Origin of the sequence: Carnobacterium sp., from assembly GCF_032094055.1 — a bacterium.
Taxonomy (GTDB): domain Bacteria; phylum Bacillota; class Bacilli; order Lactobacillales; family Carnobacteriaceae; genus Carnobacterium_A.
Map to the genome: position 1 here is coordinate 15,489 of NZ_DAMDAK010000046.1, position 4,903 is coordinate 20,391.

Annotated in this window: 7 protein-coding genes; 2 read left to right on the top strand and 5 right to left on the bottom strand. The window is 35.1% G+C overall.

Annotated elements, in window-relative coordinates; genetic code table 11:
• The 5 genes from RT405_RS08280 to RT405_RS08300 all read right to left on the bottom strand — a co-directional run.
• The coding region (locus tag RT405_RS08280) for an LURP-one-related family protein (RefSeq protein WP_313469057.1) at window positions 1-229 on the bottom strand (229 nt) is incomplete at its 3' end.
• 48 nt (window positions 230-277) lie between these two features.
• Complete coding sequence (locus RT405_RS08285; RefSeq protein WP_313469051.1) at window positions 278-799, bottom strand: isochorismatase family cysteine hydrolase; 522 nt, start codon at window positions 797-799, stop codon at window positions 278-280.
• Window positions 800-912: 113 nt separating this feature from the next.
• Window positions 913-1,308 carry a hypothetical protein gene (locus tag RT405_RS08290; protein WP_313469052.1) on the bottom strand — a complete coding sequence of 132 codons (396 nt, stop codon included), beginning with the start codon at window positions 1,306-1,308 and terminating at the stop codon, window positions 913-915.
• Window positions 1,309-1,386: 78 nt separating this feature from the next.
• Entirely contained in the window at window positions 1,387-1,788 is a 402-nt protein-coding gene (locus RT405_RS08295; protein ID WP_313469053.1) for a hypothetical protein, read from the bottom strand.
• Window positions 1,789-2,094: 306 nt separating this feature from the next.
• Window positions 2,095-2,988 carry a metallophosphoesterase gene (locus RT405_RS08300; RefSeq protein ID WP_313469054.1) on the bottom strand — a complete coding sequence of 298 codons (894 nt, stop codon included), beginning with the start codon at window positions 2,986-2,988 and terminating at the stop codon, window positions 2,095-2,097.
• A 258-nt stretch (window positions 2,989-3,246) separates the two neighbouring features.
• On the opposite strand from RT405_RS08300, the gene RT405_RS08305 reads away from it, so the two are divergent.
• A complete protein-coding gene (locus RT405_RS08305) occupies window positions 3,247-4,083 on the top strand; it encodes a TPM domain-containing protein (protein WP_313469055.1) in 837 nt (278 codons plus the stop codon).
• Window positions 4,084-4,321: 238 nt separating this feature from the next.
• Window positions 4,322-4,903, top strand: a 582-nt coding sequence (locus RT405_RS08310) for an SDR family oxidoreductase (RefSeq protein WP_313469056.1), incomplete at its 3' end; no start/stop codon positions are given.

The following is a 4,903-nucleotide window of genomic DNA, read 5'->3' on the forward strand; positions in this document are numbered from 1 at the left end:
TCACTATGGCCATTTCTTTATCTTTAATATACAACGAATAGGTAGGTAAAAAGCGCCACAAGCGTTGTTCAATATACAAGACTTCATTTCCGCTTATATCCCGCACATGCAGTTTTTTTCCCCACGAAAAAAACTCGCCTTCTACTGAGTAAACATCTTGGCCATGACTATCTTTAATCGTAAATTGATCATTCCAAGAAAAAATTTTCTGCTTGATATAATAGTCCATCGCTTCTTACCTTTCTTTTTATTTTTTTATTACCAGTGTTTCTTCCTTTTATGATTCATTCGAAGACTTGATTTCCATTTTCAAGCTTTTCATAATATCCAAAGCTTCTTTATGGAGTTCAGAAGTTGTTCCAACACACATATCTTTTAAAATCCGAACAGAAGCCAAGGGAAATGAATTATGGAGCATTACGGCATTTGAAAGGACACAAACGTTTGTTTCGACACCGACAATTTCAATAATACGATCAGGGTCATCCTTATATTTTCCCCTTAAATCAGCTGCATCTTCTGGTGAAATAGAATGAAAATCCTTTTTAATGGCTGTATGGTTTTTTAAAGCTTCTTTCAAAGCCGGATACAACTCCATTCCCCATTGTTTTTCTTCTTCCGAGCGTTCATCTTCATTGGTAGCATGTTGATCCAATGTATAATAAATTGGCTCGCCTTGCTCTTCTTGTTTCTTTATTTCTTGTAGGATTTTTGGAACAATTGTGGTTGCATTAGGTACTGAAAGTTCTCCTTTTTCATTATCTACGTAATCATTTTGCATATCGATAATAAACAGCATTTTACTCATCTCCCTTTCACAAATACATTAGAAAAGTTAGGTTCTATTTTTAAACTAAGGTTTTTACTAATTCTTAAACTAAAAGAAAAACCTGACTAAATTGATTATTTTTTTTAGTCCTTCATTTTTTGACGACTCATGAAATCTCTTGTATTTTTTTTATTAAAATCTGTCAGCAATATTTTGGACGTTTTAAATTTTCGTTCCGTAACGGTATATTGCCCTTCTATTTTTTCTTTTAGTGTTAATAAAATCCTAAAGGTAAATAAATTTTCTTTTACATCCAAATTCAACAAATCACTTTGATCTCGTTTAAAAGAGTCATAGAAATCAAACGTTGCAATACTAGTAGCCGTCACTACAAAAAAGGTTTCTCCTATATAAATGCAGTAGAAAAAGTTGGCACCAATTTTTTGCCCGATGATCGTCTTTCCTTTTTTAAACTCTTCATCTGGATAAACAGCGGAAAGATAGCTAAGATAATTTTCTTCTTTTAATAGTATATTCATTTTTCATAATCTTCCTTCCACTAGTCACTTATCTAAAGAGTTGCTTCGATATTCATCTTTTTAATTATAACTATCTTATCACTTTTTATAAGATGAGAATATCAAAGCAATTGAAATAGCATACAGAACAATCAAAAGTAATAACAAAAATAATAAAAATATTACTGAGATAGAAAATACCGTAGCTAATAATGGCAATAATACTGCTGCACTAGCCAGCACTAGGACCAAGACAAGTACAATATAAATCTTTACCCAGGATAAACTTTTTTTGAAAACTACTTGATAGAAACCAAACCACTTAACCACTTCAAACAAAACCGTTATCAATTTTATCGGAGTATCCCAATTTGTTGAACTTGCTGCGTTTTCTAATGCAAGTGTATTAAGGTACGCTAACAGACCAGCGATTGCAACAATGGTTAGCGTCGATAGGATGTTGCTGAGTGTTAGTAACACTGTTCCAATAATGTTCTTCAATTGACACCTCTTCATTCAGAATATCTTTTAATGCAATTTTATATTCTTTATCATACCATTCACTATCTTATGTTACATGAATTAAGCACTCAAGTATTCGATTTACTGCTCTATTATATAAATACTAGTTTTCTTGTATCTAGGTTCATTCCACTAAATTAGTGCAAATAGTCCAATAAGCAGCTAAAAAGCCTTCCTCCTGAAGAGAAAAGCATTTTAGTATTGCTTTTTTTAAGCAAATCACTTCTCAGCCATAATACTATTAGCTAAAAAAATTAAAAGATTTTCTACGTGCTGGATCCACTTTTAGCGGATATCAAATTCTTCAATGGGTTCTGGGCCTCTCATCACTTCTTTTTCAATAGTCAGTCCTCCATCTGGATTCACTTTAATTGACCAACGTACTAATTGAACTTGCCCTTCAGTCAGTTCAATTGCTGTAATAAAGGTTGGGTAGACACAACAGCCTGAATTAAAATAAGGAAGTTCTTTATCTTTTGGGTACTTAAATCGATGTGTGTGTCCGCAAATCAGCATCATCTTATTCTTTTTGATCCACTTATTAAAATTCTTTTCAATTTTATGTCGCTTGGAGACATTTTTTATCGGACTTGACGGATTCCTTATGCCAAATCCATGGAGAAACCGCCAAAAAAATTTCAGAGAAAGCATGGTAAAAAATGCAAACTGGTCATTAGGTGCATCTCCTTGATGACCATGTACCGTTAAAATTTCTTGCCCTGTTTCTAAATTTCTTAATACTAGTGCCTCAATTGGTTTGAGTCCTTTAAGAAAATCAAAAAACACTTCATTGTACTCATCGTAATTTGTATAGTAATTTTCTTCAACAAACTTTTGTTTTCTCAAAAAAATATCATGATTGCCATATAATCGTATTAAACGTTTTTTATCGTAAAAATTTTTGATAGTATCAAATACTTCACGGTGAGCATTTTTAGTGTATTTAAAATCTGAATACTCTAACATTTCGTCGCCGTCTCCTGCTTCAATATAAGTAAAATCGTTTTTATAATAGTATTTCAAAGCATGAAGATAGATATTCCGATTTCGTGTAAATTCATCTGACATACTGCCATCTCCCCGATGGACATCACTAAAGATGACATATTTTGAATGTTCATCAAAATATTCAACTCTAGCTTTTTTATAAGCTTCTGTTAACCGTCTGTCTGTGAACACCTTCTTCACCCCATTTCACTCAAAACTTCTCTAAATTCACAATGGTATATTATTTGTCTTACTATCAGTATACTTTATCTAGATTTAGAAGAAAAAGTAAAAGCCTGACAAACCAACCTGATTTTTATAACTCATTCCTGTGGAAACGACTAATAAGCATATGGTACACTAAAAACCTAAAATATTCGTTGTTATAACAGTACATAGGAACGGTTAATTAATGACAAACAGACAGATAAAAGGAGGCCTATTACAGCTATGTCGATAAAAAAAAGCTGGTACCGAATAGCGGTTGTCTTTGGTCTATTGGCATCGTTTTTATTTCTGCCAGCACCCTCAGCAACTGCTGCTGACTTACCTGAAGCTACGTCAGACTTTTATGTTTATGATGAAACGGGCATGCTGACCCTAGAAACAAAAGAACTTATCATGAAGATAAACAATTATTATGAACAGACTGATGAAAAACCTCAAATTGTCGTAGCTGTTGTAAATTCACTAGCTGGAGAAACAATTGAGCAATTTAGCGTTGATTTATTCGAAAAATGGAAAATTGGCAATCCTGCATATGATAATGGCGTCCTTATCTTATTAGCTCTTGATGAACGAGAAATTCGTTTCGAAATCGGATATGGATTGGAAGGCGTCTTAACAGATGGGAAAACTGGAAGGATCTTAGATAACAACCTAACGTATCTAAGTGATAACCAGTATAACGATGGGGTAAAACATATTTTTATGGATACAGCAGTGGAGGTAGATAAGGAGTATCACTATGAGGATACGACTGCTCTGACTTTAAGCAATCCGAATCTAGTAAGCCAACCAGACAAAAAAACATGGACAAGTTTTTACCTGGGTAATCAATTCTCCTCCATTATCCGTTTTTTCAAACAAAAATTGAATTCTATTGACATTCCTATTTTTCTAGGCTGTATAGTAGTGGCAATCTTCACCTCTGGATTAGGAGGAAGCGGTGGGAGTGGCGGCAGCGGAAGTGGGAGCAGCCGCGGCAGCAGTTCAAGAGGCAACAGTAGAAAAAGCTCAGGCGGAGGAGGCCGTTCTGGCGGCGGTGGTTCCAGTCGAAAATTTTAAACAAAAATACCAGGAAAATTTCTGGTATTTTTTTTTGCAGAAAATTAAATGGATCATTATGAATTAAAAGAAGAAACGCAGCAACTTACTCTTCAATCAGCACTAAAAAAAAGCCGATAATGCGTAATAATTGTATTTGCTCAGATAGAATAGTACCATTTTAAGTAATAGGTAAATGACAGCGAATTCATTCAATTATTCAAAAATCAGCAGATAACTCATTGAGGAGGAAAGCAATATGGATTTAGGTATTGAAGGCAAAGTAGCGCTAGTCACGGGTTCAAGCTCGGGCATTGGTTGGGAAACTGCACGTGTTCTTTTAGAAGAAGGCGCCACAGTTATTCTTACTGGTAAAAAGAAAGAAAAGTTAGAACAAGCCGCAGCCAAACTGGGTACGAACGATAACCTTTTTCATTATGCAGCAGACATTACCAACAGCCAAGAACTGAAAGCGATGCACGATAAAATTACGGAAGAAGTTGGAAAAATCGATATTCTGGTTCAGTCAGCCGGCATCACCGGTGCGCAAGGCCTTTTTCATGAAATTGATATGGCAGGTTGGGAATCGACACTTGAAGTAGATTTGCTCGGACCTGTTCGTGTGGTAAAAGAATTCTTGCCTGATTTAAGAGAAGGCGGTTGGGGCAGATTAGTCTTAATAGCTTCTGAAGATGCTGTACAGCCTTATGACGATGAATTGCCTTATTGCTGTGCAAAAGCAGGAATCTTGGCCTTTGCAAAAGGACTTTCACGTACTTATGCCCGTGAAGGCTTGCTGGTCAACGCCGTTTCACCGGCTTTCATTGAGACACCAATGACT